Below are 3,565 nucleotides of genomic sequence, written 5' to 3' on the forward strand. Positions count from 1 at the left end.
AGACCTAACAACTTGCGTAATAGGAATGGGTGATCTCCATGATTGACATAAGCACTCATCCTTGGATGTCGGGCCTTTTCGGTGATCCAGAGATTGCAGCGATTTTTGATCCACAGGCGGAACTCCAGAGGTTTCTGAAAATAGAAGCCGCATGGTCGCGCGCGTTGGGTGCTTTTTCGGACCAAAAGCATGCGGAAAAGGTCGCGCGTTTGATTGAAACGGCAGTCATCGCGCCCGAGTCTTTGAAAGACGGTTTCGCGGTGGACGGCGTGCCCATTCCCGCACTAGTTAAGCTACTCAAAGCGGACATCGAAAGCGCGTCGCACCCGTTGGTCCACGCTGGGCTAACGTCGCAAGATGTGATGGACACGAGCCTCGTGCTGGCATTGAGTGAGGTGCTGAACGTAGTGAGCGAGCGTGTTGTTCTGCTTGATCAACAGCTTGAGGCGTTAAAGCTCAAATTCGGCGCAGCGCGGTTGATGGCCTTCACGCGGATGCAGCCGGCGTTGGAGACAACAGTCGCTGTTGCCGTGGATCGTTGGCGCCAACCCTTACCGCGTTTGCAGAGCGATCTTGCGCGCGCGGCGCAGGACATCGCTGTTCTTCAATGGGGCGGCCCCATTGGCACCCGTGATCATCCGAATGCCGAGACGCTTGGCCCAGCCTTCGCAGCTAATCTGGGGTTAAGCGATTCGGGCCTGTCTTGGCACACGGATCGAAGCAGGATCACGCAGGTGGTGAATGTTCTGATGGGGGTCACTGTTGCGACAGGGAAGATCGGCGAAGACATCGCGCTCATGGCGGCGATTGGCGCGGAACAGATCACAATGACTGGCGGCAGCTCCTCTGCGATGGCGCATAAGAACAACCCAGTACTGGCCGAAACGCTGATCAGTCTTGCGAATTATGCGGGTTCTTTGCAGCTAAGTCTCACGCAGGCAGCCCGACATGAGGGGTTTCGATCGGGTCAGGCATGGACGCTTGAATGGCTCGCGCTCTCGCAGCTTTGTATCGTGACAGGGGCGGGAATGCGTCAAGCGCAGGAGTTGCTTGCAAGTGTTGAAACGCTTGGTCGCGTATAGCGCTAGTAAACGCCGTAATTTGATAAGCGCGGCGCCCATGAGACGCCGCGCTAGATCGTTGATTTAGATCAATTGGTAGGAATGAGGCACATAGCGATACCCGCCTTCACCGCGTGTTTCGATAAAGCCCATGCCAGGGAACGGCATGTGATAGCCAATCAATGGGAAACGATCCGCAGAGGCCATATCCATCAGCTTTTTACGCGTCGTAGCAGCTGCGGCTTTGTCCATGTCGAACTTCACTTCCCACTCTGGATAAGCAACTGACCAAACATAGTGGTTGGCTGTGTCCGCCATGAGCAAAAGCTGCTTGCCGCCGCTTTCGAGCATATAGCCCATGTGACCTGGTGTGTGGCCGAAGGCTTCGACCGCTGTTACGCCGCTGCGCACATCGTCGCCGCCGCCGATAAAGCTCATCTTTTCTGCGAGTGGGCGCACTTTGGCTTCAAAGTTCTTGTTCTCGGCTTTTGCCCAGTGATCAAACTCAACCTGACCTGTGACATAGGCCGCGTTCGCGAAGGTGGCGTTGCCCTCTGCGTCCGTAAGGCCACCGATGTGGTCGCCGTGCATGTGCGTGATGACAACGTGGGTTACGTCAGTCGCTGCGTAGCCTGCTGCGGACAGGGCTGCTGTTGTGCCTTCTGCATTTAGACCTGTGTCGAACAGTATGACTTCAGAGCCGGTGTTCACAACTGTTGGCGTAAAGAAGAACTGAGCCGCATCTGTGCCGATGAAGTTCGCGGCACTGACATCGCTAAATGTTTCGTCGTCGACGTTAAGGCCAAAAATCGAATGGGGGTTTTCGACGGCGCGGCTGCCGACGAGCAATGTGGTAACCTTGAAGTCACCCAAGCTGAAATCGCGGTGGGTTGGCGTGGACTTTGCAGCATGTCCATCGGCGCGGATCAAAGTTGGTGCAGCTGCGAGGGGCAGGGCTGCGCCTGCGAAAAGTGTTTGGCGGCGGGTAATTTTCATGAGCGTTATCCCTTTATTTGAACGTTCACTCAAAAAGCTAGCGCGGCGAAAAGAAAAAGCAACCTACGGTTTTGTTACTTTGCAATTGCGCCAAATTCCGCCTTTTTGTACGTCGTTTTCTGGGGTCAGTTCGGCTAGGTTTAAGTCTAAAAATTAGGCGGCCCCAACAAAAAAACCGGCGCATTCGCCGGTTTCTCTATCAATCGATTTTGATCTGGCTGCGAGCGAAGAACTTACTCAGGTGCACCGCATGTACCAACGAGCTGTTCGTACTGTGTTGTGATCCAGCCGAGGGCTTGCTCTGGGTTTTGCTCTTCGATTTGTCCGGTCATACGGGCAAAGACTTTGGCGGAGCGGCTTTCGTCTACCATTGTGATGTCTTGCTGTGTGATGACTGTCTCGTAGACAAAGAAGGCGACCGCGACCAAGAGGATGCCGCGCAGCACGCCGAACAGGAACCCAAAGCCTTGATCAAGCCCGCCAAGCGCAGAGCGCTGTACGAGCGAAGAAAAGAGCGGGGTGAAGAGCGATGTGACGATCAATGCAATTGCAAAGACGACAGCAAAGGCCGCGATAATGGCGAGTTCACAGCTGTCTGCGAGGAATTCGCCAATGAATGGGATTTCTTTGACGATTGGTTCAACTTGCGGCGCGAACATAAAGGCAAGGATGGTTGCTGCGAACCAACCAGCGATAGCCATTGCCTCGCGTACAAAGCCACGCGAATAGGCCAACAAAGCAGAGAGCACGATAATTAACGCAACTATGCCGTCAATAAGGGTGAAACCTTCCATGGGTTCGCTCGCTTTCTCTTCTTTTGGCTAGGATTTATCCCGCACCGAATACGTCACCGACAAAGCCTGTGAGATCGCTCATTTGCGTGAGCTTGATTCCATCGACTTTGACACCTTTACCACCAGCAGGTGCCAGTGCGCCTGTAAAACCAAGTTTTTGAGCTTCCTTCAACCTATTTTCGGTTTGAGGCGCAGGTCTTAAGGCACCAGAGAGGCTAATTTCCCCAAATACCACAGTTTCCGCGGGTAAAGCGGCATCTTCACGCGCACTTAAAAGTGCGGCTGCGACGGCGAGATCAGCGGCGGGCTCGGAAATCTTCATCCCGCCGGCGACATTGAGATACACATCAAGCCCCGTGAAGGGGATTCCGACGCGTGCTTCGAGCACGGCGAGAATCATCGCGAGGCGTCCGCCGTCCCAGCCAACAACAGTGCGGCGCGGTTGGCTGTGCGGTGAGGGCGCGACAAGCGCTTGCAGCTCGACGAGGACGGGGCGCGTACCCTCAACGCCCGCGAAAACAACAGAACCGGGCGAAGGGGTGCCACGCTCAGACAAGAACAGTGCTGATGGGTTCACCACTTGGGCCAAACCGCCGCCTGTCATTTCAAAGACACCGATTTCGTCCGAAGCCCCAAAACGGTTCTTCACCGCGCGCAGGATACGGAACTGATGGCCGCGCTCACCCTCAAAATAGAGCACAGTATCAACCATAT

Annotated in this window: 4 protein-coding genes; 1 reads left to right on the plus strand and 3 read right to left on the minus strand. The window is 55.0% G+C overall.

The annotated features are described in order from the left end of the window. Window positions 1-38: 38 nt before the first annotated feature. Window positions 39-1,082 carry a lyase family protein gene (locus ABJQ89_RS01290; protein ID WP_348494467.1) on the plus strand — a complete coding sequence of 348 codons (1,044 nt, stop codon included), beginning with the start codon at window positions 39-41 and terminating at the stop codon, window positions 1,080-1,082. 63 nt (window positions 1,083-1,145) lie between these two features. On the opposite strand, the gene ABJQ89_RS01295 is transcribed toward ABJQ89_RS01290, so the two are convergent. From ABJQ89_RS01295 to ABJQ89_RS01305, 3 genes are all read right to left on the minus strand, one after another. Next, on the minus strand, window positions 1,146-2,057 hold the full coding sequence (locus ABJQ89_RS01295; RefSeq protein ID WP_348494468.1) for an MBL fold metallo-hydrolase: 912 nt from the start codon (window positions 2,055-2,057) through the stop codon (window positions 1,146-1,148). A gap of 233 nt (window positions 2,058-2,290) precedes the next feature. Then, complete coding sequence (locus ABJQ89_RS01300) at window positions 2,291-2,851, minus strand: CvpA family protein (protein WP_348494469.1); 561 nt, start codon at window positions 2,849-2,851, stop codon at window positions 2,291-2,293. A gap of 34 nt (window positions 2,852-2,885) precedes the next feature. Next, the coding region (locus ABJQ89_RS01305; protein WP_348494470.1) for a magnesium chelatase domain-containing protein at window positions 2,886-3,565 on the minus strand (680 nt) is incomplete at its 5' end.

The organism is Planktotalea sp., from assembly GCF_039984035.1.
Lineage (GTDB): Bacteria > Pseudomonadota > Alphaproteobacteria > Rhodobacterales > Rhodobacteraceae > Planktotalea.